Here is a 25,380-nt window from a genome sequence, read left to right on the forward strand (position 1 = left end):
CGGGCATAGTCGCCGGCCATGTCCTTGCCCCGGTCGCGCGAGAGGGCGCGGACGAGCTGGCGCTGGTCAGCGAAGTCGTCGCGACCATAGTGGAGCTGCACGTCGTCGCGGTGCCGCGACATGCCGACGTAGGCGCTGTGGCGGTCCATGCCGGGGGTGGCGAGGACGTGCGCGCGATCAACCGTCACGCCCTGCGATTTATGGAACGTCGCCGCATAGCCATGATCGACATGGGCATAATCCTTGATGTCGAACGCGACGCCGCGCCCGTCATCGAGGCGCACCGCCATCCTCTCGGGCGATACCCGCTCGATCGTCGCCAGCGTGCCGTTCTTGACCCCCATGCCCCGCTCGTTGCGCAGGAACATGATGCGGTCGCCGGTCGCGAACTGCCGCTCGCCCCGCTCGGCCTTCACCGTCACGTCGTCGCCAAGGTCGCCGGATGCACGCAACCGGTCGCGCGCCTCCCCATTGAGGCTCTGCACCTCGGCGTTGGTGTGGGTGAGGATGATCCGGCTCTTGCCCGGCTCGGCCTGGCGCGCGCGATCCCAACCGTCCACCAGCTCGCCCCGCGCCTGCTCGCGGGTGTCGGCCGCGTGGATCATGCCCTTGCCGTCATAGGCGTGGATCGCCTCCCCGGTGCGCCCGGTCGCCAGCGCACGCGTGGCGTCGCGCTGCCAGTCCTCGCGCTGCCGGCGTATCTCGGTGATCTCGGCCGCGCCGTGGCGCTCGGTAACGCTGCGGAACGCCGCGCCGGCCTCGATCGCCTGCAACTGCTCGGGGTCGCCGACCATGACGACCTTGGCACCGGCGTCACGTACCTGGGACAGCACCCGCTCCATCTGGCGCGAGCCGATCATGCCGGCTTCATCCACGACCAGAACGTCACGCGGGCCTAGCTGCTCGCGCCCCTGCCCCCATGCGTGTTCAAGGCTGGCGATGGTGCGGGACTGGATACCGGACCCGCCCTCAAGGTTCTCAGCCGCGATACCCGACAAGGCCGCGCCGCGCACCGTGTAGCCCTGCCCCTCCCAAGCCTCGCGCGCGACGCCCAGCATCGCCGACTTGCCCGAACCGGCATAGCCGACGACGGACGCCAGCCCGGCGCTGCCGGTCACATAATCGAAGGCGTCGCGCTGCTCACCGGACAGGACAAGGCCCTTGGCGCTGGCCGCGCCGATCGCCGCATCACGATGCCGATCGGCGACGCCATGCCCGACGCGGCCTGTCAGCTCGTCGCCTACGCGCTCAAGCCGGTTCTCCACCGCAATCATGTCGCGCGACGTGAACCGCTCCTGGTCGCGTCCGTCCTTCCCCAATGCGACCAGTTCGGGCGATCCCCGCACCGCCCCCATCACCTGGTCGAATTGCTCCTTGCCGTCGCTGTGCCGGAACGCGAACGTCGCAAGATCGCGAGTGGTGAACGTGGCCTGCTGCCGGGTGATCGCGTCCAGCGCGATATTGGGATCGGCGATGATCTTCGCGCCGTTTTCACGGGCGATCCGCGTGTGATCCTCGATCCGCTCCGCCTCAAGCCCCTGCTCCGGCCTGCGCGACGCTGCCGGACCGATCTTGTGCTGCGGCTCAAGCTCGATGCCCTGCGCCTGATAGCTGCGATGGTCGATGCGACCCTCAAGCCCCAGTTCGGCCATGCGCTCGTTGACGTGTGCGCTCCACGCCTCGCGCCAGTCCTTCAACAGTTCGGTGCTGTTCCAGTCACGGTTCTTCTTCCCGAACCCCTCCGGCCCTACGTCGCGCATCGTCATCATCACATGCGCGTGCGGCTTGGGCGTGCCGTCCTTCGCCTTGTCCCAATGCACGTTCAGGTCCGCGACCATTCCGCGATCGACAAACTGCTTTTTCACAAAATCGCGCGCGAGCTGGACGCCCTGCTTCTCGTTCATCTCACGAGGAATCGAGAACTCCACCTCGCGGGCAAGCTGCGCGTCCTTGCGCTTCTCGCCTGCTTCCACCTCGTTCCACAGCGTCGTGCGATCGTTTAAACGCTCCGGTGCACCCTCCGGCAACATCACCTCGGAGTGAATGACACCCGTCTTGTTGCTGAAATCGTGGTTACGCCCAAGCCGATCATCGTGCAGCTCGGAAGCGGAACGATAAGCGGCGCTCGCAACGGCACTCGACCCGTTTGCGCGGCTCACAACCTTGGCGGAGAAGTGGTAGATCGCCATGATGCCGCACACTGCCTTACTTAGCGCATGTCGGCAACGACGTATAAGCGCGCACTCACAACTCGCTGCGCTTTTCATGATTGACTTGGTGCGGCTTTCTGACTTGAACTCTCCCCACACTTTGGCAAACTGCCCGAAGCAGAGAGAATATGATGAGCGGTCCCGACGACGAAACGACAGAACGTCACCGCGATGAGCATATCGCGAGTGCATTGGGGATCAGCGCTATTACGCTCGCTAGTTACCCCTTCAGCGTGACGAAAACGCCAGTCACGACGGCATGGCGGGAGGATGGCGTAATCTATGGCTGGCGCATTGTTTGGGGCACGGAAGCGCCACCCGGTGTCGATGTGAGCGGCACAGCGGGTTCGCTGTGGTCGGATATTCCTGCTGCGCTGGAGAACCCGGATGAGGATGACGCGTGATGCGTAAGGTCCGCGATTATGATGCTGAGCTGAGGGCGCTGAGTGACAAGGCTCGGTCGCTCAAGGCGAAGCGGGTCGAACAGCTCGGCCAGCTCGTCGCCGCAACCGGGGCCGATGCGTTCGATGCGGAAACCCTTGCCGGCGTCCTGCTCGATGCGATCGGATCGAAGGATGCCAGCGCGAAGGAGGCATGGCGCGCGAAGGGCGCTGCCTTCTTTCAACGGCGCGGGCGCAAAGGTGCTGGCGCTGCTGCAATCGACGGATCGGGCGCTGCGACTGAACCGGGCGGCGACGCTGCGGGCGGAAGCAGCGGAACGGCGGACGGATAGCAGGGGCTGGGTCGTGCAACGTCGCGAACGAACGCGCCACCTGATTGAGCTGGGCGGGCTGGTCCAGAAAGCCGGCCTGGTCGAACTAACCGACGACGATCGCGCCACCCTTTACGGCGCGCTGCTTGATCTCGCCGGACGTGGTCGTGGCGACGATTCTAGCGACATCCTGGCGCTATGGAAAAGACGCGGAAAACGCGCGTTCGACGCGGAAGCGGAAGGGAGCGAAGCGCAATGAGCGATTTCGATATTAAGGCGATCCGCCGCCAGGTCCGCGCGATGGATTTCGTGCGCGGTACCCCGGCGGAAGTTGCCATGTGGCACGAGGACATGGCGGACTCGCGCGCCAACCTAGTCATCGAGGATATGATCCCGACGCGCAACGACGATGCGTTTTTCGAGATGATGCTGGATGAGGGCGTGCCCCCTCCCCTCGTCTCGCAAATCCTGCTCCGGCTGCTCGATCACCCCGACGCCGATCGGTCCCTGCCGGTCACGCCGATGGGCGCGCACTGATGCTCAGGCGACGGATCAGCCCGCTGTTCGCGGTCTTCGTCGCCTTCGTGGTGCTGATGGCGAGCAACGCCTGGCTCAAGGGCATCTTCGGCTATGGCGAGATAGCGACCGACATTCCGTTCCTGCTTGCCGGCGCGGTCCTGTTCCTCGCCTGGCGCTTCAACCGGCGTGCCGCCAACCAGCGCAGCGATCTGCTCGGCTCCGCCCGCTTCGGATACCGTGCCGACGTGCGGAAGCTGGAAGCGAACGGAGATCTTCTGATCGGCCGCTCGGCGAAGTCGGGCAAGCTGCTGCATTACGACGGCGCGGCGCATCTGCTGACGATGGCACCCACCCGATCGGGCAAGGGCGTCGGTACGATCATCCCCAACCTGCTGCTGCTGGATCGCTCGGTGATCTGCATCGACCCCAAGGGCGAGAACGCGCGGGTCACCGCCCGCGCGCGTGCCGCCAAGGGCAAGGTCTGGTGCCTCGATCCGTTCGGCGTGTCGGGTCAGCCCCCTGCCCGCTACAATCCGCTCGACCGGCTCGATCCCGCCAGCCTCGATCTCGCGGAAGATGCCAACACCCTCGCCGACGCGCTGGTGCATGACGCGCCGGGACAATCGGGCGAAGCCCACTGGAACGAGGAAGCCAAGGCGCTAATCGCCGGGCTGATCCTGCACACCGTCGTCCACGAACCCGCCCACGCCCGCGTGCTGGCGACGGTGCGCGACAAGCTGACGCTCGCCCCTGCCGCCTTCGCCGCGCTGCTGGCCGATATGCAGGACAGCGCCGGCGCCGGTGGCCTGATCGCCCGCGCCGCCAACCGGCAGCTCGGCAAGTCTGATCGCGAAGCCGCCGGCGTGCTGTCCTCGGCGCAGCGGCACACTCACTTTCTCGATAGCCCCCGCATCGTCGCCAGCACGGCCGCGTCGGATTTCACCTTCGCGGAATTGAAGGACACGACCGCCACCGTGTTCCTGTGCCTGCCGCCCGATCGGCTCGACACCTATGCCCGCTGGCTGCGGCTGCTGGTGAGCCAGGCCGTCACCGACATGGCGCGGTCCACCGCCCGCCCTGCCCGGCCGGTGCTGTTCCTGCTCGACGAGTTCGCCGCGCTCGGTCGCCTTGAACCCGTCGAGCGCGCAATGGGACTGATGGCGGGCTATGGCCTCCAGCTCTGGCCGATCCTTCAGGACATGCACCAGCTCAAGGCGACCTATGGCGAGCGCGCCGGCACCTTCATGTCCAACGCGGGCGTGATCCAAACGTTCGGGGTCAACGACCATGCCACCGCCGACATGCTCTCGCGCACGATCGGCGACACCACGATCGAATATGATACCGTCAGCACGTCGCGCGGCACGGGCTGGGGCGAAAATCGCGCCGGCCCATCGGAAAGCGTCAGCGGTCATGTCTCGGCCCGCCGTCTTGCTACACCCGACGAAATCATGCGGATGCGACCCGACCAGCTCCTGCTGCTCCGCCAAGGCGAACATCCGCTCGCGGTCGAGAAAATCCGATATTACGACCAGCGTGAGTTTGCCGGCTTGTTTGATCCGGCTTGAATGGTCCGCGAAAGCACGAACACACACACCTGCCGCGCCGTAAGGCAGCGCCGCTCCTCCGTATAATCGGCGATAATTCGTGCTTTCGCGGACCGGAAGTTAGACCCACCGGTAGGCGGTGTTATGATTAACCGCCTACCAAACCCGCATGGCAATTTAAGCCCTTCTAGCGACGTTTGCCGTTACCGGGGCCTCCTCTCTTAGCGGAAGTCCTTTTCTGCCCTGGCAGCCGCTCTGGGCGGCGCTCGGGCATTATTCCTCCGCTACCTCGCCGACTCTCTTCTCGCCTAGCCCTGCGGCGCTTGCGCCGTTCTGGTGACGGCTATGCCGTCACGCAACAAAAGTGCATCGGCCGGTAGGCCGATTCCATTGGTCCTTTTGCGTTCTCACGTTGTCGGCTGGGATTAAGTGATTCTGTTAAATAGGAATCCTTAAGAAGGTTAAGGGCTAGAAATGTCCCGAATCCTCTTGGCTTATCAGTTGCTTAGCGGCACCGCTGGTGGGTGAAACCCCGTGATTCGGTGTGTGATCCCCCGATAGTGCGGTGTGTGATCCCCCGAACGAATGGTGGGTGAAACCCCGGGTCTAGGGTGCCGAAATAGGCTCTGCATGCCAGTTATCCACAGACTAGCCGCCTGTCCCGTCCGAGCTAAAGTGCTTCGGTGATCGGCCGATGATTCCAACCGGTGGGTGAAACCCCGATAAATAGCGTTGAGGTGGGTGAAACCCCGATAGTCACCGCCGGCCGGCAAGTCGGTCCATATGGGCGTCCACCTCGTCCGTGCGCCGGCGATCGGCGTCGATGCGGGCGCGCCGTTCCTCCTCCACGCGCATCTTCTCGGCCAGCGCCAGCGCTTCGGCCTCGCCGCGGAGCCTGAACAGCACGGCCGGGCTTTTGTCGGTCGTTTCGGCTGTTTCCATTGTATAATCGGGAAGCTGGTCAGCCTCGATCACGCGCCGAAGCATCCGGTTGAATTCCTTAGGCTGGGCATCGCTGCCCGTCTTGTCGCGGAGCACCTCTACCCGGCACAACCATCCCCCGCGCTGCGTGCCGGCATGCTTGCGCGCGATGCGATACAGCGCCCGCTCCAGTCCTCCGGACAGGAGGAAATAATCGGGATGCATGGTAAGCAACGACTTCTCGTTGACGATCCCCTCATAAACCCAATCCGAAAGCGTCAGCGTCATGCCCCGCGGCTGCTCGGTCTCGGCGTCGGTGTCGAAGGTCCAGCTATCAAGCCAGTTGAAGCCAGCTTTCTGCCGGCGCTTGGTCGCGCGGATTGAGGTGGTGATGGAGGTCGTCTGGAGCCGGAGCAGCGCCGCTTGCAGCTCCTGATAGTCCCTACCTCCAGTGCCACGCTTGATAGCCCGCAACAGGTCATAAGGGGTCGTCGTCAGCGTGCGCGGCAGGTCGTTCAAGCCCTGCTGCTTCATGCGATTGAGGGTAGATGCCGCCCAAATCAGAATGTCAGCATCCCAAATCGTCGCCATGCCATAGTCGGGGATCGCTTGGACGCGCACCCACGCTTCGCCATCCGGGCTGCGATACTCGATGGGCTTGAGACGCTTGCGCTTTTGCAGCGAGAAGAACGGACGCTCCATGACCTCCCGCTGGTCCTTGAGCGGAAGGTCGCCAAGCGCCGGGATGAACAGGTCGAACTCGGGATTGGGATCACGCCGCTTGCTCACGGAGCAAACCTGGTGTGGCCCCGCTTGACGAGATACTGCCGGAGCAGGCGCTCGGTCACGACGGTAAGCGGCTCCCCGCCCTCCTCTACACTGAGCTGGCGCAGCGCGCGGTGCATGTCCTCGGGAATGTGGATCAGCACCGGCTTCTTGCCTGGATGGCTACTGCGACGCGCTGGCGCTACCGGTGTCGGCGTGTCGGGCGAGCGCCGCGATCGACGTGGCCCGACCGCCTGCTGCGGCTCGGAGGCAGCCTCGGCGATGGGAGCCGCTGCGGCCTCTTCGGGCTCATCATCGAAGATGCTGGCAAGTGCGGACGGTCTCTTCGCCATTATGCTGCCTCGCTTACTGGCTTAGTCGTAGAGCCGCTTAGTCGCTTAGCCTCGATATAAGCGGCACGCAGCTCGGCTGCAGCCTTGCTGTCCGGCTCTGTTTCGGCCGCCGTCCGCCCGAGTGGCGTGGCCTTGTAGAAGTCCTTGCGGAAGTGGAGCCGGCTGTCGAACAGCGTTACGCCCTTGGCCGCGAAGCCGGCATGGGCCTCCTGCCCCTCCCCGCCTTGGTGCGGAACCTGCGTCAAAATGACCGCAAACGGAGTGCCTGCCTGCTGCACCTGCTTGACCGTCTGCAGCACCGAATGAACGTCCAGCCCACGCGGCGCGACGGGGACAATGACGAAGTCCGCTTGCTCGGCCGCGAGCATGGCGATGTCCTTGGAATTCGCGGGCGTGTCGATGATGATAAGATCGATCTTCCCGCTGGCGCGTCCACGCGAAACGTGGAGCGGGAGGCCAGCGACGCTGCTGTCCTTCACTATCACGTCGTCGTCGTCGCGGCGTTCCGACCAATAGAGCGCGGACCCCTGCCGGTCGTCGGCATCGAGGATGACGACGGATGCCCCTTCCCGCGCCGCCTCGACGGCGAAGCCGGTTGAAAGAGTGGTCTTCGATTGCCCACCCTTCTGCGCGATGACGGCCCATACCTGCACAGCTTTGCTCCTACTAAGCGGCTAAGCGACTTATACCGCTTAGCCGCTTAGTCGTAAAGCCACTTAGTCGCTTAGCTCTCGTCTGAATTCTCGTCGCCTTCGTTTGGATCGTGGCGCATCACCCCATGCCCCTTGATCGGGCACAACGGCGCGCCTGCCAATTCCAGCCATTTACGCGCGGTCCTCACCGTATAGCCGCACGCCTCACACTCGCATTTGAGTAGCCGCGTTCCCTGCTTCTTCGGCCGCGTCGTGTCGCCACCTGTGTCGAGCCGAGCATGGGGGAGGGGACCGGCTCCAGCAAGGATTGGGGTTATGGTCGCGAGAAAGACATCGCCGGGAGTAGTGGCACGCATCGGCCCGACCAAGCCGAGACCGAGCGCAATCCGTTTAAACGCCCTCCCATGCCCCGCTGCGATGCCGACCGCGGCGTGGACCAGCTCATGCGCGAGGATTGCGGCGATCTGTGCCGGCATCGCGTCGGAGGCGTACGCGAGGTCGGGACGGATGAAGATCTCGAAGTGCCCGTCACCGCTGCACCGGTTATCCCAACACTCGCCGATCGCCTTGCCTTTGGCGCCACAGCTTGTGAACCCGATCGCGACCCGCACCCGGGAGGGCAGGGGGGCGCCCAACGCCCCGAACAGCGGGGCCATGCCGACCGCCACCCGGTTCAACCAACTTTCGCGATTGTCCTGCTCCATCGTCCTGCCTCCCTTCAAATCGCCCGCATGGGCGATGGCCTCGGCCATCGGCCCTGCCTCGTGGCGAACAGCGGGGGGTGAGGGGGCAGCGGGAATCTGCCGGGGTGGTGCGGGCGCAGGCGCAGCCGAGCCACGGCCCGGCTGATTGCCGTTGCTGGGAGAGGGGGCGCCCCCCCACTTTCCCTGCCGATCAAATGCTATCGCCGGCGTCGCCGGCGACCTCCGGGCAGGCATGCCGCCACGCGAGTGATCGTCACCCGCATGGGGCGAGACGCCGAAGGCGGCTTGATCGAAGCGCAGCGGAGATAGAGCGCGGCCCGCATGGGCGCGCCCATCAGCGAGAGGATTGAAAAACACCGGACTAGGTGCTACACATGAGCCATGTCGGATGGAGAACAGCCGCGAACCTTCAAGACGGCCTGGTTCTCGAAGGCGGCACGCAAGGCACTCATTGCCGACAAGGAGCTATGCGATGCGGTCGAGCAGGTGCGGAAAGGCCAGTGCGATGACCTCGGCGGGGGCGTGTTTAAGAAGCGGCTCGACAAGAATCGCCATCGCAGCATCATCCTGGCCAAAGGGCGGCGCTATTGGGTCTACACCTATCTGTTCGCCAAGAAGGACCGCGATAATATCACCGATGCCGAGCTGAGCGCCTTTCGTGATCTCGCTGACCTCTACGACCAGAAGACCGATGTGGAGATTGAGTTAGAACTGAAGGCCAAGGAACTGACGGAGATTTGCCATGCCCGCAAAGCCTAAATTCAAGAGCGACGCCTTCGAGGCGATTCACAGCAGCGCGTCCGGTATGTTGCGGGCGGGCACGATCAGCAAGGCGACCATGCGCCATTTCGATGAGACGTGCCTGGCTGTGCCAACCACGTTCGCGCCGGCCGAGATCAAGCAATTGCGCGAGCGCCACCATGTCAGCCAACCGGTATTCGCGCGTTACCTCAACACCAGCGAAAGCACGGTCGAGAAGTGGGAAGCGGGCACGAAAAAGCCGAGCGGCCTAGCCCTGAAACTGCTCACGGTCGTTCAAAAGCATGGACTGGAAGTGCTCGCCTAAACCGTAGATTAGCTAAATCGGTTAGTGCCTTAGTCGCTTAATCGCTTAGTGATGATGATAAATCTGAATCACAGGCGTTTTCTGCTTTCGTTCTATGCCTGCGTGACTCATAGAATCGTCATGCCGATCGCGCGCGAACATCGTTGGCTATACCCGATCGACTGGCCCGAGTTGTCTGCGGTCATTCGCTTTACCCGTGCCAAGGGACGCTGTGAGCATTGCAGCCGTCCTCACGGCCGCGACGTCCTGCATCTTGGAAACGGGATCTGGTGGGATGAGGATGCGGCCCTGTGGCGCGACGGGCAGGGTAGAAAAGTCCGGCGCCTGCCGACGCCCGACGATCTCTCACGCGCGCAACCCGGGTTCATTGGCATCGCCCCGCCCGCTCATCTGCGTGTCACGCGCGTGGTCCTCGCAAGCGCACACCTGAACCATGATCCAAGCGACAACCGGACGCGCAATCTCGCCGCGCTCTGCCAGCGTTGCCACATGCGTCACGACGCCAGCGAGCATCGCCGACGTCGATGGCACAACGCCTTCCGAGTGCGCGCAATCGGCGACCTCTTCACCTGAACGCGCGCCGACGATCGGCGTCGCGGAAGCAACACTATCGTCACTTTCCTGCAGCGGACTAGGGCCGGGAAGAGGCACGACATGGTTCAGCCGTCGCGGAAATAGCTCGTAGGTCAGACGGGAGCATCTGACCCTAGCCGAACCACCCATAACGCAGGTACCTTGATCAGCCAGACACAACAGCAAGAGCGGCCCGGCTAAGGTCCGCATCTCGGATACGAGCGGACCGCATGAAACTGATCAAGCATTTCTCGGAGTTTTTGACTGACACGGTCAACCTCAACCAGAACCGGATCGACACCCTGGAAGCCAGCGTCGACGCCATTAAGAAGTTTATCAGAGAGGCCGATTGGGAACCGCGAGTTTGGAAGTTCGTGGAGCAAGGCTCTTGGGCGCACAACACTATTATCCGACCCGTCGATAGCAAGGAATTTGACGCTGACCTCCTCGTCATCGTCGACCCTGTCGAGGGCTGGACGGCCGCAAACTACGTATCCAAGCTCGGCGACGCTTTTAAGGCGAGCGGCCTCTACAAGGACAAGGTTGAAGTCTGGGATTATTGCGTCACGATCGTTTACGCTACTGACCGGCGCATCGACATCGCTCCCTGCGTTCGCGGCCGCAAGGTCGCCGAACGCCTCGAGGTCTGCAACCGCGCCACCAACGATTTCGAGCGAACCGAACCCGTTAAATACACCGAATGGTTCAACGCGAAGAATGGCTACTCGGGATCTAACTCGTTCCGGAAGGTTGCCCGGCTCATCAAATACTTACGAGACATCCGAGGTGACTTCGCTTGCCCCTCGGTCCTCCTCACCACACTCATTGGCGAGCGCATACAATGGTCGGACGCTGGCGCCTCCGAGTTCAAGGACGTGCCCACCACCCTGCGCACAATCATGCGTCGCCTCGACACTTGGCTGCAGGCGCGCCCACGACGCCCACAGGTGCCTAACCCCGAACTCATCAGCGAGGACTTCGCCGCCTCATTAACAGACCAGGCCTACGCCGATCTACGAACCGCGGTGAGTGAACTTCGGGCTAAGATCGACACCGCCTTCGAGACACAAGGCAAATTCGCAAGCATTCTCGCTTGGCGTGAAATCTTCGGGGACAAGTTCGCCAAGGGCATCACGGTGCTCAGTTCCTCCTTGACCGAAAGCGCCGACCAGGACGAAGTTGACGAGGATCCGAATGTGCTCTTGGCAGGGCTGATCCGTTCTGACGCGCACCACGACAGCAGGATTGTCGACATGGTCACCCGAGTGGGGCGCTGGCTCTGGAAACCGAGCCTTGATCGGCCCAGCCATATGCGCCAACCAATCTGGCCGCGCGCCGACATCGTCTCCGATCGCGTTCAAATTGCCGCCACCTGGCGACCGAACCGAAACTCGCCGGAAGGGCGCCGGGTGGAAGATTTCGAACAGGTTCCCGGCAGAGGGGGGCTTTGGTTTGACGTACTCGTCAACGATGGCCAGCGGCTCCCGTCCGGCCACTCGGTTCGCTACAGGATCACCAACACTGGCGCGATTGCCATGGCAATCGGCAAAGGGCGCGGCGGCTTCGAGACGCCGCAGGAGGGAACGCGGCGGTGGGAGCCGCTTGAATATCGCGGCGTGCACCTCGCCGAAGCGTTCGTGATCCGGGATGGCGACGGCAGGCTCGTGGGCCAGAGCCGCCCATTCCATGTCGTGATCACATGAGGACGCAGCGCTTGGTCCCGGTAGGTTTGGCCCTATGCTGCATGCGGCAGAGGGAGCAAGCAGGTTGGTAGTTGAAGCTAAGATACTGGAAGGGCTGACGAACGCTGAGTTTGGCAAAGCCGAGAAGCTATTCACTTGGTCGGGGCGAGCGCAGCTAACCCTGGCCGTGCTTTCGGCAGTTACAGTCTTTGTGAGCGACACGACCGTAACCCTGTTGTTGGCAATCCTTGCCGCTGTCATCTTTGCTGGCTGGGCGTATGCAGACTGGTTGTACCGAGCTAGCCGGGCGCAAGCTGAGCGAGGCCGCAGAGCACTCCTTGTCGTGGAAGGCTTAGTCGGAACAGTTTCACCGGGCGAAATAAGGGACATTGAGTCCGGGTTTACGGTAACAAAAGAACAGGGTGAACGGGCACACAACCCTGAGTTTTTTGCTAGCACGAAGGAAAAGGGCAAGGAGCGACTACTCGAATTAATCGAGGAAAGCGCGTTTTATTCCTGTCGGCTATACCGGCTCAGCGCTGCATCCACTTGGCGAAAACTCGTAGTCTACGGGTCGATATGCTTTGGCTTGTTCGTCTCGACCGTGTACTTTATCGACGCTGCGAAGATCGCCTTTACGTCTCGCCTTGCGTTGGTCGTTCTTATCTTTTTAATCTCTCAAGAGGTTTTAGGAAGCGCACGGGATTACGCACGCGCGCACCTAGCGCTGTCCTCGACACAGGCCAGGATTAGAGCAATCCGTGCCGCGGGATACCCGGAGGGGGACCTGCTTGTATTCATGGGCGACTATAATTCTGCCGTCGAGGGAGCGCCGATGATGGCCCCTGGGGTTTATAAAAAGAACGCCTCGCACTTAGATGAACTTTGGCGCAGGCATCAGCAGGCAACGGGTTAGCAGTCTGTTCCATTAGGGTCGGTAGTTCCGTCGATTGGACGTCATCCGCATACCCACTCTGTCCGCCGGCTGCCAACATAGCCTTCTCACAAACGATCGATTTTGACGCGCCATCATATGAGAACGTCTAGCAGCGGTCACGGACGTATCAAAACACATTCTCGATTGCGGGGACCCGTGCTAGGCACAAGAAATGAGTTTTGAGAACGCTTCATGCTGATCGGCTACGCCCGGGTCTCGACAGCGGAACAAGATCTGACACCGCAGCTCCATGCGTTGCGCGAGGCAGGTTGCGAACGGACCTTCAGCGACAAGGCGAGCGGTGCGAAGGCGAACCGCGTCGGCTTGGCAGACGCGCTCTCCCATGCCCGACCCGGCGACGTGTTGGTCGTGTGGAAGCTCGACCGCTTGGGCCGAACGATGAAGGGGTTGGTCGACCTGGCCGCTGATCTGGCGAAGCGCGGCATCGGGTTCCGATCGCTGACCGACGGCATCGACACGGCCGGCACTGCCGGCAAGCTCGTCTTCCACATTATGGCTGCCATGGCTGAAATGGAGCGCGACCTTAACCGCGAACGCACGACAGCCGCCCTCGCGGTGGCGCGGCGGGAGGGGAGGGTGGGCGGCCGGAAGACGGTGATGACGCCCAACCGGCTCGCGGCTGCTCGCAAACTCTTGGCGTCCGGGATGCCGATGCGTGAGATCGCCCCCGCGATCGGGGTCTCAGTTCCAACACTCTACCGCCACCTTCCAGCGCCGGAGCAAGAAAGCATCAGCGCGGAAGGGCAGTAACGGGATTCCGAGAGAGGGTAGCGGCCTCCGTCGTGGCTCTAGAACTCACCCTTCGTTCACGTGACCCGCAACGTCTTAAATTGGGGACTTTCCTGCCAGTCAGCTTTCAGGATTGGAACGGTCGAGAGCCGCCGGCACGTCGTGTCACAACCGTTCGGTTGTGACACTTGAAACAGCGCGAACTGAGCTATGAAGCAGCAGGTCCAAACTGGTTCAGTGGCACCTTGAGAAACGCCGTCCCACATTCGTCAGGATCTGGCAGTCGGCCGCCACGTATGTTCACCTGAAGCGCGGCAAGCATCAGGTCGGGTAGTGGGAGCGATGCGTCGCGTTTCTCGCGGGTCGCGACGAACTCGGCTTCGTCGATGCCATCGTGAACATGGATGTTGTCGCGACGCTGATCGGCGACGGTCGAGCGACCAAGTACGTCCCGACTATCCTTGCCATAGTCATGCCCGACATAAGTTGCGGTTTCGGGTGGCAGATCGAGGATGGCGCGGATCGAGCGCCACAGCGCATGAGCATCACCACCCGGGAAGTCTGCCCGGCTTGTGCCGCTATCGGGAACCATCAGCGTGTCGTGAACGAACGCGGCGTCACCGATGACATAAGTGATCGAGGCGAGCGTATGGCCCGGAGACAGCATAACCTCAGCGTCTAGCGTACCGATCCGGAAACGCTCGCCATCCGCAAACAACCGGTCCCACTGGGTGCCGTCCACGGCGAGATCGGGCAGGCAGTAAATGTCCCGCCACAGCTTCTGCACTTCCACGACCTTGTCGCCGATCGCGGTTTTGCCACCGGTCTTGTCGGCAAGGTACGGAACAGCTGAAAAATGATCGGCGTGTGGGTGGGTGTCGAGCACCCATTCGACGGTCAGCCCCTTCTCGCGCACATAGTCGAGGATAAGATCGGCGTTGCGGGTCGCGGTCGCACCAGCGCGCGGATCAAAATCCAGGACTGGATCGATGATCGCGGCCGTTTTCGTGGTGTCGTCGATGACAACATATTGGAAGCTGCCAGTGTGTTCGTCATGGAGCGACGCAACGGTCATGCCATCGTGCTTATACTCGATCATGTATGCATCCTCTCGCTCTGTTAGCGTTCCGTCCGCGCCCGCGCGAACAACCGTTCGAAATCACCCGCTTCGATTGCGCCCATCACCAGCACGCGTCCGGCAAGAAAGCCCGGGGTGCCGGCCAAACCGATCGAATAGGCCTCTCGGCCGTTCGCCCGCAGGCGTGCCGCGACAGCCTGTGCATGCGCAGCAAGCCAGGTCGTCGCGCGCAGCCAGTCCCCGCCAGCGCCGGTGACGACGTCCCGCAGCATATCGTCATCGATCATACGACTGTCGGTCATCAGCTGGCGATGAACGGCGGGGTAGATGCCCTGTTCGGCACAGCCGAGCGCGATGCTGGCGGCACGTTCGGACGGTGGACCGAAGATCGGCCAGTCCTTGTAGATGACCCGAACCTTGCCATCGCGTTCCACCGCCTCTTCCAATGCGGGAAAGGCATGACGGCAGGCCGGACAGCGGTAATCGGTGAACACGGCAAGCCGCAGCGTCGCATCGGCAGGACCGTGTTCAGGCGAACCGCCGCCTGCCAGGATCAGGTCGGCGGTCGGACCAACGTCGCGCCCAATCGGGGCGGTGCGCCGTAGCACCTGTCCGACCGCCCAGCCCCCAACGATTACAGCGCCGAGCCCGACCGCCTGCCTCCGATTGAGTGACCCCGGCACGCTCAACGTCCTCCGGGCTTGCTGCGTGCCGTCGCAACGAGGCGCCGCAGCGTCGCCAGATCAACCGCGCCCGCCACGACCTGTGAGCCGACGATCAGCGCCGGCGTCCCATTGAACCCGATCGCTTCGGCAATCGCATTGGTGCGTGTGAGCAGCGCGTCGATTTCCGCGCCACGCGTCTTCAGGTCACGTTGCAGACGCGGCCAATCCACCTTGGCTTTCACAGCAGCTGCTCTGATACCGGCGCTGTCGAGCCGCGCCGGCGAGGCAAGCAGCGCCTCATGGAAGGCGGCATGCCTGCCCTGCCACTGGCTCGCGACGGCCGCCCGGGACGCCTCACGGGAGGCGGGTCCGAATATTGGCCAATCCCGATACACGATCCGGACCTTCGGGTCGGAGCGAAGCAGCGCGTTCAGCACCGGCTCCATGCGACGGCAATAGGGGCAGTTATAGTCAAAGAACTCGACGACGGTGACGTCATAGGCTTGGCCGGCACGCTTCGGAGCAACGGGATCGTCCACGACCGCCTTGCGCGACAGATCGGGCTGCTGCGCGACTGCTGGCATCGTCGGCACGGCGACGGCGAGCAACGCCAGAAAGCTGCGACAGAGCAGGTTGCGTCGGTTCATCGGGGTTTCCTTGCCTTATCGATTCCATCGGCGAGGGCGGCGCGCGACAGCTCGCCGAACTGAAGCTGCATGATCGTGCCGTCCGCAGCGACGAAGGCGGTTGCGGGATAACCAGCCACCTCGAAGGCTTGGGAAAGCCCACGGGCATGATCGAGCGAGACATTGTTCACGCCGATGCCTTCACGGGTAATAAACCCGGTGACGATTGCTGGTGCCTCACCCTGATCGGCAAGCAGGATCGGCACATCACGATTGCGCGTTGCCGCGGCGTCGAGCATCGGCAGCTCGCGCCGGCACGGCCCGCACCATGTCGCCCATAGATTGACCACGAAGGGGCGGCCTCGGAAGCGTGCAAGCGGGAGAGGAGCGCCGGACGGCGTCCTCAACGTTAAATGATAGGGGAAAGGGCCATAGGTCACGGGCGGGATAAGCGCCTGGAGCGTAAACCACAGGCCCCCCGCGATCGCCAATGCCCCCCAGCCCACCGCCAAGGCGCGTGTTCGGCCAAGCTGGAAAGCCAGCGTTGCGGCAGCACCAACGATGCCGGCCATCGCAGAGAAGCCACCCTGCCAGACGGCGAAAATGGATAGCGGCGCTTCGACATAGCTTGCCCAATGTGCCGCGACATAGCCGATCCGCGCCGCCACCAGTCCAGCGACGATGGCACCGGTCGTAACCGTAGACACTTGCTGGAAGCGGAACCGCCCTGCCACGGTCGTGAGCCCCAGGAACACGGCGACGCACAGTACCGCCAATCCACGATCGACCGCCATCATAAGCGGTCCGATGGCAATCGCGCTTCCCATCAGAGAAACGCGCCTGCGCTCTTCCAAAGCATGTAAGCTGCCACGACGAAGATCAGCACCGCGAAGACGGTGGTAAGCGTTCCGCCCGAGCCAAGGCGCTTGGCGATGCGTGTGCCGATCAACCCGCCGACGACCCCGCCGCCAATGAAGACGAAGGCAAGCGGCCAGTCGACCAGCCCGGAGAATGCATAATTAGCGGCGGTCGTCAGGCCGAAGGCGGTGACAGCAATCAACGACGTGCCGACCGCGTTGATGATCGGCATACCCGTCGATCCGATCAGGCCCGGAACGATCAGAAAGCCACCTCCGATGCCAAAGAATCCTGAGAACAAGCCCGTCCCAAGGCCGTAGCCCAGCACCTTGGGTGCCTTCTCCCGGTTACATTCCGCGCCGGGATTACCTGCGTCACCCCGCCCGCGAAGCATCAGGACGCCGACGACGACCATGACGAGCGCGAACAGAAAGAGCAGCTTGCCGCCGTCGACGGCCTTGCCGACGGTGGACCCCAGCAGCGCACCGATGACGCCCGCTGTGGCATACATGCCCCCGCACCGCCATTTTACGGTATGAGCCTTTGCATGGCCGATCAGACCGGTCGCGGCATTGGCTGCCACGGCAAACGCACTCGTGCCGATTGCAAGGTGCGCATCGGGCACGCGCACCAGATACACCATCAGCGGTACGGCAAGGATCGAACCCCCGCCTCCTACAAGGCCAAGGGTAAATCCGACCAGGCTGCCCGAAAGGGTGCCAAGCAGATACTGGATCGGTTCGAGAGTCATGCTGCCTCGCCGATTTCATGCGGGGCGGCCATCCACTCGCGGCCCTTCAGCATGCCCTGCCAATAGATCGGGGGAAGCATCCGCTCCTTCAGGAACCAGGCGGCGCGCGTGGGTCGCGTTCCGTCCAGCAGCCAGGATGGGAAGCTGGGCAGCAGCTTTCCGCCATAGCCAAACTCGGCGAGGACGATCTTACCGCGTTCGACCGTGAGAGGGCATGAGCCGTAACCATTATAGTCGGCAACGGGGGGGCTGCCGTCGAGCGCGGCCAGCGCGTTGACCGCGACTACCGGCGCCTGGACGCGAGCAGCAGCGGCCGTCTTGGCGTTGCTGGTCCCAGCGGCATCGCCAAGGCCAAAGACGTTTTCAAATCGCTTGTGCCGCAGCGTAGTCTCGTCGACCTCGACAAAGCCGTTCGCGGCCGCGAGCGGGCTATTGGCGACGACGGCATGCGACACTTGGGGCGGAACGACGTGGAGCATGTCAAACGGGCGTTCGATCCTCTCGGAGACGCCGTCCTGCTTGCGCTCGAACGTGGCGACACGACGATCGGCGTCGACTGCGACAAGGTTGGATTCAAGCCTGAGATCGATGCCGAACTTCTCGACATATTCCATCAGCGCCGGGACGTAGGTCGGAATCCCGAACAGGGCGGCGCCGGCGTTGTGGAACTCAACATCGATCGCGGGGAGGACGCCGCAGCCTCGCCAGATATCACATGAGAGATACATGGCCTTTTGCGGTGCGCCGGCGCACTTGATCGGCATTGGTGGCTGCGAAAACAGCGCACGCCCCTGCTGCAATTCCTTGACGAGCCGATAGGTGTAGGGCGCCAGGTCATAGCGATAGTTGGAGGTGACACCGTTGCGGCCAAGGGCTTCTGGTAGCCCCTCGATCTTCTCCCACGCCAAGCGCAGCCCGGGCGCTACAATCAGGACGTGATAATCAATGGAGCTTCCGTCTCCGAGCTGGATCGCGTTGCGGTCGGGGTCGATGGTGATCGCGGGCAACCGTATCCACCGGACGCCCTTAGGCATCACATCGGCTTCGGCCTTCCAGGTTTGCTCGGGCGTGAAGACGCCGGCTCCGACCATCGTCCAACCAGGCTGGTAATAGTGGTCCGTGGCGGGATCGACGACCGCGATCGTCACCTTGGCGTTGCGCTTCAGAATGCTGGAAGCGGTCGCGATGCCGGCGGCACCGCCCCCAATGATAACGATGTCGTAGGTCATTGATCAGCCCTTTCGGAACGGCGCTTCAGCGCAGGCGTGAGATCGGCAAGGTCGTACCCGGCTGCCTTTGCCTGGCCGATGATCGTCGTCGGGTCGGCGCGATCGGCCTCGGCCAATGCCCACAATGTCGCCGCGCGCGTCCCGCTGCGGCAGAAGCCGAGCGTCGGCTGTGGCAGCGTGGCCAGCGCCTCCTTCATGCGATCCGCATCGGCGTCAGTCGCTTTGCCCGGTACGATTGGAACATGCGCAAACGCGAGCCCGTGTTCGCTGGCCAATCGAGCCATTATTTCCGCGCTTGGCTGGCCCGCCTCCTCGCCGTCCGGGCGGCTTGAGATGATCGAGCGATATCCTGCCTGCGCGGCAGCGGCGAGGTCGGCTTGCGTTAGCTGGGGGGCGGCAGAGAAGGACGAGGTGATCTGCTTGAAAGCCATGTGATGTCTCCTGTCTGATCAGGCCGAACGGCGGAAAGTGAATGCAAAGCGGTGGACGGCAGCGCCGAGGGCCATTGCAGCGATGAAGATCAGTGCCGGCAGAGGCTGGATCGCCAGTGCGGCAATGGCAGGACCTGGGCACAATCCGACGATGCCCCAGCCTATACCGAACAAGGCCGCACCGCCGATGAGGCGCCGGTCGATCGGCGAGGTGGCGGGCGTGTGAAATTGTTCGGCCGCAATCGGGGTCGAGCGACGCCGCACGACGAACCACGCTATCGCCATCGGCAGAATTGCGCCCGCCATGACGAACGCCAAGGTCGGGTCCCACGCGCCGGTGACATCGAGGAACGCCCGCACGCGCGCCGGATCGATCATTCCCGAGACGGCAAGGCCGGCGCCGAACAGCGTCCCGCTGGCGAGTGAAATGAGGTTCTGGCGCATCACAGTAGTACCCCGGACAGACGCATGATCGTGACCGTGACGACGCCGGTCGCCATGAACGTAGCGGTCGCGGCGATGGACCGGGGCGACAGGCGAGACAGGCCGCATACGCCGTGACCACTGGTGCACCCGGACCCGAGCCGTGTTCCGATACCGACGATCAGACCGGCGACGGCGATCAGCGAAAGCGATGTAGGGAAGCTGGCCTTCACGCCTAAACTGGCTGCAACAATACCCGCGCCCAAAGGCAGACCCGCGGTGAAGAACAGCGCGATTGCCCATGGCGGACCTCCATCGGTAAGACCCAGAACTCGCGCGAACATGCCGCTGACTCCAGCGATGCGGCCGTTTCCGAGCAGCATGATCGCCGCGGCGACACCGATCATCAGCCCGCCGATGAAGCCTTCGAATGGCATGGCATGGGGAAAGCCCGGCATCACAGCGCATCCAGCGGAATCTTGAGGTAGCGGGTGCCGTTGGCTTCCGGCTCCGGCAGATGACCACCGCGCATGTTCACCTGGATCGAGGGCAGGATGAGCTTGGGCATCGACAAGGTGGCGTCGCGACTGGTCCGCATTGCGACGAAGTCGTCTTCGCTGACCCCTTCGTGGACATGGACGTTGCCGGCACGCTGCGCGCCTACAGTCGTTTCCCAGACATATTCGTCGCGGCCCACCGCCTTGTAGTCGTGGCAGAGGAACAGGCGGGTCTCGTCCGGCAGCTGCATGAGCCGGCGGATCGAGCGGAATAGCTGGCGTGCGTCGCCACCAGGGAAGTCTGCCCGCGCGGTGCCGTAATCGGGCATGAAGAGCGTATCGCCGGTGAAGACCGCGTCACCGATGGCATAGGCCATGTCCGCCGGCGTATGGCCGGGCACGTGCAGCGCAATGGCGTCGATGTTGCCGATGGCAAAGCGGTCGCCGTCCTCGAACAGCCGGTCGAACTCCGAGCCATCGCGCTCAAAGTCGGTGCCAGCGTTGAAGATTTTGCCAAATACGTTCTGGACCCGGATGATCTCACGACCGATCGCGAGCTGCCCGCCAAGCGCCTGCTGAAGATAGGGTGCCGCGGACAGGTGATCGGCATGTGCATGAGTTTCCAGCAGCCAATCGACCGTCAGCCCCTGATCCCGCACGTAAGCGATCACTGCGTCCGCCGACGCGGTTTTGGTCCGGCCCGCCGCGGCGTCAAAATCGAGGACGCTGTCGACAATCGCAGCCTTTTTCGTCGCCGCGTCCCAAACGACGTAGGTCGCTGTGTTGGTAGGCTCATCAAAAAAGGACTGAACGACCGGCAATCCAGCCGTTTTTGCGCGTCTGATCTGGGCGTTGGCTTCGCTCAAAACCGGGTCCATGACCACCTCCGTTTAATCAGTATCACGGTTTATGTAGTTATGTAAACATATTGCGTCAACGGGGTGTTCGTGCCATTTGGGAGGAATGGAAATGATGGATGCGAACATGCCGCGATCGCTGCGCATCGGGGATGCAGCCCCGAACTTCACCGCCCGCACCACGCAGGGCGAGATTGCGCTGGATCAGTATCGTGGGCGCTGGGTCGTGTTCTTCTCGCACCCTGCCGACTTCACGCCGGTTTGCACGAGCGAGTTTGTGGCCTTGGCCAAAGCGGCCCCTCAATTCGAGGAGTTGGATTGCGTATTGTTGGGGCTGTCGGTCGACAGCCTCTACTCTCATGTCGCCTGGCTTCGCGCGATCCACGAAGTTTTTGATGTCGAGGTGCCGTTTCCGGTGATCGAGGATCCCTCGATGGCGGTTGGGTATGCCTACGGCATGCTCGACGAGCAGGCCGGCGATGCCTCAACGGTGCGTGCAACCTACTTCATTGATCCCGAAGGCATTATCCGCGCACTCAGCTGGTATCCGATGAATGTCGGGCGTTCGGTCGACGAGATGCTTCGCACGGTCAGGGCGTTGCAGCGTTCGGCCGATGGCGAGGCTTATACGCCCGCTGACTGGCAGCCGGGCGACGACGTGCTCCTGCCTCCCGCTTTGCCAGGGAACGCAGGCGCCGACTGGTTTCACCAAACGAAGGCCGACCGGTGACGGCGATGTATCAGTCCCGCGCGATCGCCGACGTTGCAGTCGAGAAGCTGCGCGTGTTCGCGCAGCCTCAGCGGCTTATGATCCTGTCCTATCTGTTGGGCGGCGAACGGCAGGTGGCGGACATCGAGACCGCCACGGGCGTGACCCAACCAGCGCTCAGCCAGCAGCTTGCCGAGCTGCGGCGCGCCGATCTCGTTAAGACCAGGCGGGAGGCCAAACAGGTTTACTACCGTCTTGCCGACGAGACAGCCGCACTGTGCGTGCGAACTTTGGAGGCGATGTTCGGAGCCGACGACCTGTCGGTTCCCCAAACGGCCCCGGCCCCCCGCCCAGTGCGGCCGCGCGAGACGCCGTCCGTGGTTCGACCGCAAAACATTGGTGCGGCCGTTTTTGCGAAAGTTGGCTGATCATTTTGGCTAAAGAAGGAAAAAGCGGATGCGTATGCCAATCATTGCTCTTGCAGCATGTTTGTCACTCATGAGCAGCGTCAGTGCTTCAGCCGGCGTGCCTGGGCAGGCGGTCATACCAGGATATGGCGCGATCACACCTATCGAAGGTGCTGCGGAACGGCCTGATCGCAAGTTGCGCTATCGCGTACTGTTCAATGTGACCAAGGCCGCGGCAACGCCGGATCAGATCAATCCATCTTTGGAGAAGGTCGCCCGCTTCCTGAACCTGCTAGGTAACGATGGCGTTCGTCCAGAACAAGGCGATGTCGTCGTGATTGTCCACGGTGCGGCGACGCCCATCGTCACCGAAGATCGCGCCTATGCGACAAAGACGGGGGTAGCTGCGAACCCCAACCTTGCTTTGATTGAGGCATTGAAAAAGGCGGGTGTGTCCGTTCGGGTATGCAGCCAGGCTCTTATTGGAAACAAGATCGATCCCGCTACGGTAGGAAAAAATGTCGAAACTGACGTGTCTGCGCTGACGACTATGGCGACGTTGCAGCTGCGTGGTTGGGCACTGATCCCCGACTGACCACGCCAACACGTTTCCTGTTTCGTCATTCTAGTCCGTAATACTGCTGGTGTCATAACCGGTCGGTTTTGACGCTGCAGACGCGACCACGGTTTTCCGGGGGTTTGCGTGTGTCAGAACCCCGTTTCAGAATGTCCGCTTCCAAGACCGGCAACATGCCTCACGTACGTCTGCCTTTGGGTCGGAAGCCGACCGGCTGGTAATGGCCCCGGCTGACGGACTTCTCATGGGGACTTTCCTGCCAGTCAGCTTTCAGGATCGGAACGGTTGAATGCCGCCGGGCCGCGATTGCTGAAGCCGTAATGCATGTTCTGCGCGACGGCGTTGATGATGCCGTCCGCCTTCGCGGTGCGGATCAGCTCGCGATAGAAAGGTCGCACCCCAGAAGCGACGTGGGCCGACCTTGTCAGACGGCTTCAAATAGATGCGCAGCATTCCAACCTCGCGGTGCTGGACGGTGAAACGATCAGGCATAACGGGCCTTTCGATAGGAAGCAGGATCAGACGCGCGAGCGTCGGCGGGAAGCACGGTGCGTGCGGGCATCACGCAGGGTCGCACCGGGTGTGAGGTGCGCAGCAGGCACCTTGGGGACTGCGACGCGCTGCGACAGATAAATGCCGTTATGACCCGAGCAAAGGTAGGCGACGAAGCATGCGACCGCGATCGGCACAGCATAGGCCGCCCCGAACAATTCGATCCCCATGAACGTGCAGGCAAGCGGCGTGTTGGCAGCACCCGCGAACAGCGCAACGAAGCCGATCGCCGCGAAGACCCCCGTCGGCACTCCGAACATGGGCGCGAGCGCATTGCCGAGCGCCGCGCCAATGAAGAACAGCGGCGTCACCTCTCCGCCCTTGAAGCCAGCGCTCAGGGTCACGACGGTAAAGAGCAGCTTCAGCGCCCAGCTCCGTGGATGGGTGTCGGGACCAAAGAAGCTGGCGATGGTCAGGCCGTCCGATGTCGCGGCGAGCGTGCCAAGGCCGAGATAGTCGCGCGTTCCGAACAGCCAGACCAGTGCGATCACGGCCACGCCACCGATGACGGGTCGTAGTGGGCCATAAGGCACCATGAGCGTCAGCCATCCGCCAAACGCATGATTGGCCTCCGCAAAAGCTAGTCCGACCAACCCGAATACGACGCCCGCGACGCCAGCCTTGATGACGATTAGAGCGTCGACCGGCACTGTCGCATCGACCTGGTAGATACCGTGGTGAATGCCCCAGGCAAGACAGGTCCAGTCGCCGACCAGTGCCGCGACCAGGCACGGCACCAGCGCGCGATACTCGACCCGGCCAATCGCCAGCACCTCCAGCGCGAAGACCGCTCCCGCAATCGGCGTCCCGAACACTGCGCCGAACCCTGCCGCGATCCCGGTCATCAGCAGGATGCGCGTTGCTTGCGTATCCAGCTTGAGGGCGCGCCCGAACCCGCCGGAAAGACTGCCGCCCAATTGCACGGCGGTGCCTTCGCGCCCCGCCGATCCACCAAACAGATGTGTCACGACCGTGCCGAAGAAAATGAGCGGGGCCATGCGCAGCGGCACGCCGCCCCCCGGTTCGTGGATCTGCTCGACGATAAGATTGTTGCCACCTTCGACCGAGCGCCCTGTCAGATGGTAGAGCAGTCCGACCACGAACCCGCCGATCGGCAGCAGGTAGAGCAGCCAGGGAAAGGCGAAGCGAATCCGGGTTACGGCATCGAGGCTCCACAGGAAGGCTGCGCAGAGCGTTCCCACCGTTGCGGCCATCGGGACCAGGATCAAAGCCCACCGCAGCACCGACATGGCATGGGTGCGGCGATCGCGAATGAACGCTGCCATGTTGAACTGGTCGTAGAGATTGCGAAATGTCGCGCGCACGATTCCTCCTTGCTGCCTTACGGCGCCTGGTAGGAATCATCGGCCCTTGCGAGGGCGGTTCGGCCGAATGGCCCGGCGGAAATCCATCGCCGTGCCCGAGCATATGCTGTCCGACGGCGACCTGGTCAACCAACGGCAGGGTCACGATGAGACGATTGTTTTGCTGAGGATCAATAATTGGCTCACCCATGGAATAAACCCCGACGGGCGTCGTCTACCCTTTCGAGACTGATCCGCAGGAGGCTTATGCGTAGACGAAATTGGATGCTGGGTCTGACTGCTTCGGCCATGCTCACCGGCGCAGTCGCGGCCGCCCCCGCCGATGGCTACGCCAGCATGGTATCTGCCGCGATGGACCGGATGATGGCGGGCATGATGGTCAAGCCGTCCGGCGACGTCGACCGCGATTTCGTCGCGATGATGCTTCCGCATCACCAGGGCGCCATTGATATGGCGGTGGCAGAGCTGCGCTACGGCCATAACGAGCAGCTCAAGCGCATCGCGCAGGAGATCATCATCGATCAGCAGCAGGAGATCGCCGCCATGAAGTTGGCGATCGGTCAGCCGCTACCCCCTTCGACGCCAGCCCCGACGCAGGGCGGCGACCACCACAGCCATATGGAGCACTGACATGATCCGGACCTTCCTGCTCTCGGCCGCCTTGCTGATGAGCGCCGCACCGGGCATTGCCATGGCTCAGCAGGCGCCGTGGAACGCCAAGGACGTGCCTGTCAGCCACCGCGACCGCGTCTATGCATCCGAACAATTCTCCAACACGGTGTCGGTAACGGACCCGGCCGACAACAGGTTGCTCGGCGTCATCAAGCTCGGCGATCCGCAGCCGATGAATTTTTCCCCGCTCTACAAGGGGCAGGTGCTGGTTCACGGCCTCGGCTTCTCGCCGGACGGGAAAACACTGGCGGTCGTGTCGATCGGATCCAACGCCGTGTCGTGGATCGACACCGCCACCAACACCGTCAAGCACACGACCTATGTCGGGCGC

The 25,380-nt window shown here is 62.9% G+C and carries 33 protein-coding genes and 1 riboswitch; of the genes, 16 read left to right on the forward strand and 17 right to left on the reverse strand.

Going from position 1 to position 25,380, the window contains the following annotated elements:
- On the reverse strand, positions 1–2,189 hold a 2,189-nt coding region (gene traA, locus ASE59_RS08285), incomplete at its 3' end, for a Ti-type conjugative transfer relaxase TraA (RefSeq protein ID WP_235515694.1).
- A 152-nt stretch (positions 2,190–2,341) separates the two neighbouring features.
- On the opposite strand from traA, the gene ASE59_RS08290 reads away from it, so the two are divergent.
- The 5 genes from ASE59_RS08290 to ASE59_RS08310 are packed head-to-tail and all read left to right on the forward strand — an operon-like array spanning position 2,342 to position 5,009.
- Positions 2,342–2,614, forward strand: a complete 273-nt coding sequence (locus ASE59_RS08290; RefSeq protein ID WP_156359964.1) for a hypothetical protein — start codon at positions 2,342–2,344, stop codon at positions 2,612–2,614.
- Positions 2,614–2,943, forward strand: coding sequence for a conjugal transfer protein TraD (locus ASE59_RS08295; protein ID WP_056454942.1), 330 nt, complete (start codon positions 2,614–2,616; stop codon positions 2,941–2,943). The genes ASE59_RS08290 and ASE59_RS08295 overlap by 1 nt, the downstream gene beginning before the upstream one ends.
- Positions 2,944–2,956: 13 nt before the next feature.
- Positions 2,957–3,181, forward strand: coding sequence for a conjugal transfer protein TraD (locus tag ASE59_RS08300; RefSeq protein ID WP_037533475.1), 225 nt, complete (start codon positions 2,957–2,959; stop codon positions 3,179–3,181).
- Entirely contained in the window at positions 3,178–3,459 is a 282-nt protein-coding gene (locus ASE59_RS08305; RefSeq protein WP_056454946.1) for a hypothetical protein, read from the forward strand. Before ASE59_RS08300 ends, ASE59_RS08305 begins: the two co-directional genes overlap by 4 nt.
- Positions 3,459–5,009 carry a type IV secretory system conjugative DNA transfer family protein gene (locus ASE59_RS08310; RefSeq protein ID WP_082458176.1) on the forward strand — a complete coding sequence of 517 codons (1,551 nt, stop codon included), beginning with the start codon at positions 3,459–3,461 and terminating at the stop codon, positions 5,007–5,009. The genes ASE59_RS08305 and ASE59_RS08310 overlap by 1 nt, the downstream gene beginning before the upstream one ends.
- A 735-nt stretch (positions 5,010–5,744) precedes the next feature.
- Here ASE59_RS08310 and ASE59_RS08315 read toward each other — a convergent pair.
- The 4 genes from ASE59_RS08315 to ASE59_RS08330 form a co-directional block, all read right to left on the reverse strand.
- Positions 5,745–6,698 (reverse strand): replication initiator protein A, encoded by a 954-nt coding sequence (locus ASE59_RS08315; protein ID WP_056454948.1) that lies wholly within the window; start codon positions 6,696–6,698, stop codon positions 5,745–5,747.
- Positions 6,695–7,027 carry a hypothetical protein gene (locus tag ASE59_RS08320; protein ID WP_056454951.1) on the reverse strand — a complete coding sequence of 111 codons (333 nt, stop codon included), beginning with the start codon at positions 7,025–7,027 and terminating at the stop codon, positions 6,695–6,697. Before ASE59_RS08320 ends, ASE59_RS08315 begins: the two co-directional genes overlap by 4 nt.
- Positions 7,027–7,680, reverse strand: a complete 654-nt coding sequence (locus ASE59_RS08325; RefSeq protein WP_056454956.1) for a ParA family protein — start codon at positions 7,678–7,680, stop codon at positions 7,027–7,029. The genes ASE59_RS08320 and ASE59_RS08325 overlap by 1 nt, the downstream gene beginning before the upstream one ends.
- A 71-nt stretch (positions 7,681–7,751) precedes the next feature.
- Complete coding sequence (locus ASE59_RS08330; RefSeq protein ID WP_056455026.1) at positions 7,752–8,384, reverse strand: hypothetical protein; 633 nt, start codon at positions 8,382–8,384, stop codon at positions 7,752–7,754.
- Positions 8,385–8,765: 381 nt separating this feature from the next.
- On the opposite strand from ASE59_RS08330, the gene ASE59_RS08335 reads away from it, so the two are divergent.
- The 6 genes from ASE59_RS08335 (at position 8,766) to ASE59_RS08355 (ending at position 13,413) form a co-directional block, all read left to right on the forward strand.
- Complete coding sequence (locus tag ASE59_RS08335; RefSeq protein ID WP_056454959.1) at positions 8,766–9,143, forward strand: type II toxin-antitoxin system RelE/ParE family toxin; 378 nt, start codon at positions 8,766–8,768, stop codon at positions 9,141–9,143.
- The gene (locus tag ASE59_RS08340; RefSeq protein ID WP_056454961.1) at positions 9,127–9,450 is read left to right on the forward strand and encodes a helix-turn-helix domain-containing protein; all 324 of its coding nucleotides are present in this window, start codon (positions 9,127–9,129) and stop codon (positions 9,448–9,450) included. The genes ASE59_RS08335 and ASE59_RS08340 overlap by 17 nt, the downstream gene beginning before the upstream one ends.
- A gap of 120 nt (positions 9,451–9,570) precedes the next feature.
- A complete protein-coding gene (locus tag ASE59_RS19120; RefSeq protein ID WP_082458177.1) occupies positions 9,571–10,023 on the forward strand; it encodes a hypothetical protein in 453 nt (150 codons plus the stop codon).
- Between the two features lie 230 nt (positions 10,024–10,253).
- On the forward strand, positions 10,254–11,726 hold the full coding sequence (locus ASE59_RS08345; RefSeq protein ID WP_056454965.1) for an SMODS domain-containing nucleotidyltransferase: 1,473 nt from the start codon (positions 10,254–10,256) through the stop codon (positions 11,724–11,726).
- Between the two features lie 64 nt (positions 11,727–11,790).
- Positions 11,791–12,621: a hypothetical protein gene (locus ASE59_RS08350; protein ID WP_156359965.1), complete on the forward strand. Its 831-nt coding sequence runs from the start codon at positions 11,791–11,793 to the stop codon at positions 12,619–12,621.
- A 213-nt stretch (positions 12,622–12,834) separates the two neighbouring features.
- Positions 12,835–13,413, forward strand: coding sequence for a recombinase family protein (locus tag ASE59_RS08355; protein WP_056454970.1), 579 nt, complete (start codon positions 12,835–12,837; stop codon positions 13,411–13,413).
- A gap of 187 nt (positions 13,414–13,600) precedes the next feature.
- Here ASE59_RS08355 and ASE59_RS08360 read toward each other — a convergent pair whose 3' ends face one another.
- The 10 genes from ASE59_RS08360 to ASE59_RS08405 all read right to left on the reverse strand — a co-directional run bounded on the left by ASE59_RS08360 (position 13,601) and on the right by ASE59_RS08405 (position 20,828).
- Complete coding sequence (locus ASE59_RS08360) at positions 13,601–14,491, reverse strand: MBL fold metallo-hydrolase (protein WP_056454972.1); 891 nt, start codon at positions 14,489–14,491, stop codon at positions 13,601–13,603.
- Between the two features lie 20 nt (positions 14,492–14,511).
- Complete coding sequence (locus tag ASE59_RS08365) at positions 14,512–15,078, reverse strand: DsbA family protein (RefSeq protein WP_235515696.1); 567 nt, start codon at positions 15,076–15,078, stop codon at positions 14,512–14,514.
- A gap of 77 nt (positions 15,079–15,155) precedes the next feature.
- Complete coding sequence (locus ASE59_RS08370; protein WP_056454980.1) at positions 15,156–15,782, reverse strand: DsbA family protein; 627 nt, start codon at positions 15,780–15,782, stop codon at positions 15,156–15,158.
- Positions 15,779–16,558 (reverse strand): TlpA disulfide reductase family protein, encoded by a 780-nt coding sequence (locus ASE59_RS08375; RefSeq protein ID WP_235515697.1) that lies wholly within the window; start codon positions 16,556–16,558, stop codon positions 15,779–15,781. Before ASE59_RS08375 ends, ASE59_RS08370 begins: the two co-directional genes overlap by 4 nt.
- 29 nt (positions 16,559–16,587) lie before the next feature.
- Positions 16,588–17,370 carry a sulfite exporter TauE/SafE family protein gene (locus ASE59_RS08380; RefSeq protein ID WP_056454985.1) on the reverse strand — a complete coding sequence of 261 codons (783 nt, stop codon included), beginning with the start codon at positions 17,368–17,370 and terminating at the stop codon, positions 16,588–16,590.
- Entirely contained in the window at positions 17,367–18,599 is a 1,233-nt protein-coding gene (locus ASE59_RS08385) for an FAD/NAD(P)-binding oxidoreductase (protein ID WP_056454988.1), read from the reverse strand. The genes ASE59_RS08380 and ASE59_RS08385 overlap by 4 nt, the downstream gene beginning before the upstream one ends.
- The gene (locus tag ASE59_RS08390) at positions 18,596–19,030 is read right to left on the reverse strand and encodes a TIGR01244 family sulfur transferase (protein WP_056454991.1); all 435 of its coding nucleotides are present in this window, start codon (positions 19,028–19,030) and stop codon (positions 18,596–18,598) included. The genes ASE59_RS08385 and ASE59_RS08390 overlap by 4 nt, the downstream gene beginning before the upstream one ends.
- 18 nt (positions 19,031–19,048) lie before the next feature.
- A complete protein-coding gene (locus ASE59_RS08395) occupies positions 19,049–19,474 on the reverse strand; it encodes a DUF6691 family protein (RefSeq protein WP_056454996.1) in 426 nt (141 codons plus the stop codon).
- Entirely contained in the window at positions 19,474–19,911 is a 438-nt protein-coding gene (locus ASE59_RS08400) for a YeeE/YedE family protein (RefSeq protein WP_200913192.1), read from the reverse strand. Before ASE59_RS08400 ends, ASE59_RS08395 begins: the two co-directional genes overlap by 1 nt.
- Complete coding sequence (locus ASE59_RS08405) at positions 19,911–20,828, reverse strand: MBL fold metallo-hydrolase (RefSeq protein WP_056455002.1); 918 nt, start codon at positions 20,826–20,828, stop codon at positions 19,911–19,913. Before ASE59_RS08405 ends, ASE59_RS08400 begins: the two co-directional genes overlap by 1 nt.
- A gap of 85 nt (positions 20,829–20,913) precedes the next feature.
- Here ASE59_RS08405 and ASE59_RS08410 point away from each other — a divergent pair, with 85 nt between their 5' ends.
- From ASE59_RS08410 to ASE59_RS08420, 3 genes are all read left to right on the forward strand, one after another.
- Entirely contained in the window at positions 20,914–21,537 is a 624-nt protein-coding gene (locus ASE59_RS08410; protein WP_056455005.1) for a peroxiredoxin, read from the forward strand.
- Complete coding sequence (locus ASE59_RS08415; RefSeq protein WP_056455007.1) at positions 21,534–21,944, forward strand: ArsR/SmtB family transcription factor; 411 nt, start codon at positions 21,534–21,536, stop codon at positions 21,942–21,944. Before ASE59_RS08410 ends, ASE59_RS08415 begins: the two co-directional genes overlap by 4 nt.
- A gap of 70 nt (positions 21,945–22,014) precedes the next feature.
- The gene (locus ASE59_RS08420) at positions 22,015–22,518 is read left to right on the forward strand and encodes a DsrE family protein (RefSeq protein ID WP_056455010.1); all 504 of its coding nucleotides are present in this window, start codon (positions 22,015–22,017) and stop codon (positions 22,516–22,518) included.
- 245 nt (positions 22,519–22,763) lie between these two features.
- On the opposite strand, the gene ASE59_RS20890 is transcribed toward ASE59_RS08420, so the two are convergent.
- Both ASE59_RS20890 and ASE59_RS08425 read right to left on the reverse strand, forming a co-directional pair.
- Positions 22,764–22,898 carry a hypothetical protein gene (locus ASE59_RS20890; RefSeq protein ID WP_268795264.1) on the reverse strand — a complete coding sequence of 45 codons (135 nt, stop codon included), beginning with the start codon at positions 22,896–22,898 and terminating at the stop codon, positions 22,764–22,766.
- Positions 22,899–23,018: 120 nt separating this feature from the next.
- Positions 23,019–24,377: a voltage-gated chloride channel family protein gene (locus tag ASE59_RS08425; protein WP_056455013.1), complete on the reverse strand. Its 1,359-nt coding sequence runs from the start codon at positions 24,375–24,377 to the stop codon at positions 23,019–23,021.
- 23 nt (positions 24,378–24,400) lie between these two features.
- A riboswitch (Fluoride riboswitch) is annotated at positions 24,401–24,477 on the reverse strand.
- Between the two features lie 164 nt (positions 24,478–24,641).
- On the opposite strand from ASE59_RS08425, the gene ASE59_RS08430 reads away from it, so the two are divergent.
- Complete coding sequence (locus ASE59_RS08430; RefSeq protein WP_229668351.1) at positions 24,642–25,007, forward strand: DUF305 domain-containing protein; 366 nt, start codon at positions 24,642–24,644, stop codon at positions 25,005–25,007.
- Position 25,008: 1 nt separating this feature from the next.
- Positions 25,009–25,380, forward strand: a 372-nt coding sequence (locus ASE59_RS08435; protein WP_414899164.1) for a YncE family protein, incomplete at its 3' end; no start/stop codon positions are given.

Origin of the sequence: Sphingomonas sp. Leaf10 (genome assembly GCF_001421245.1) — a bacterium.
Taxonomy (GTDB): Bacteria; Pseudomonadota; Alphaproteobacteria; order Sphingomonadales; family Sphingomonadaceae; genus Sphingomonas.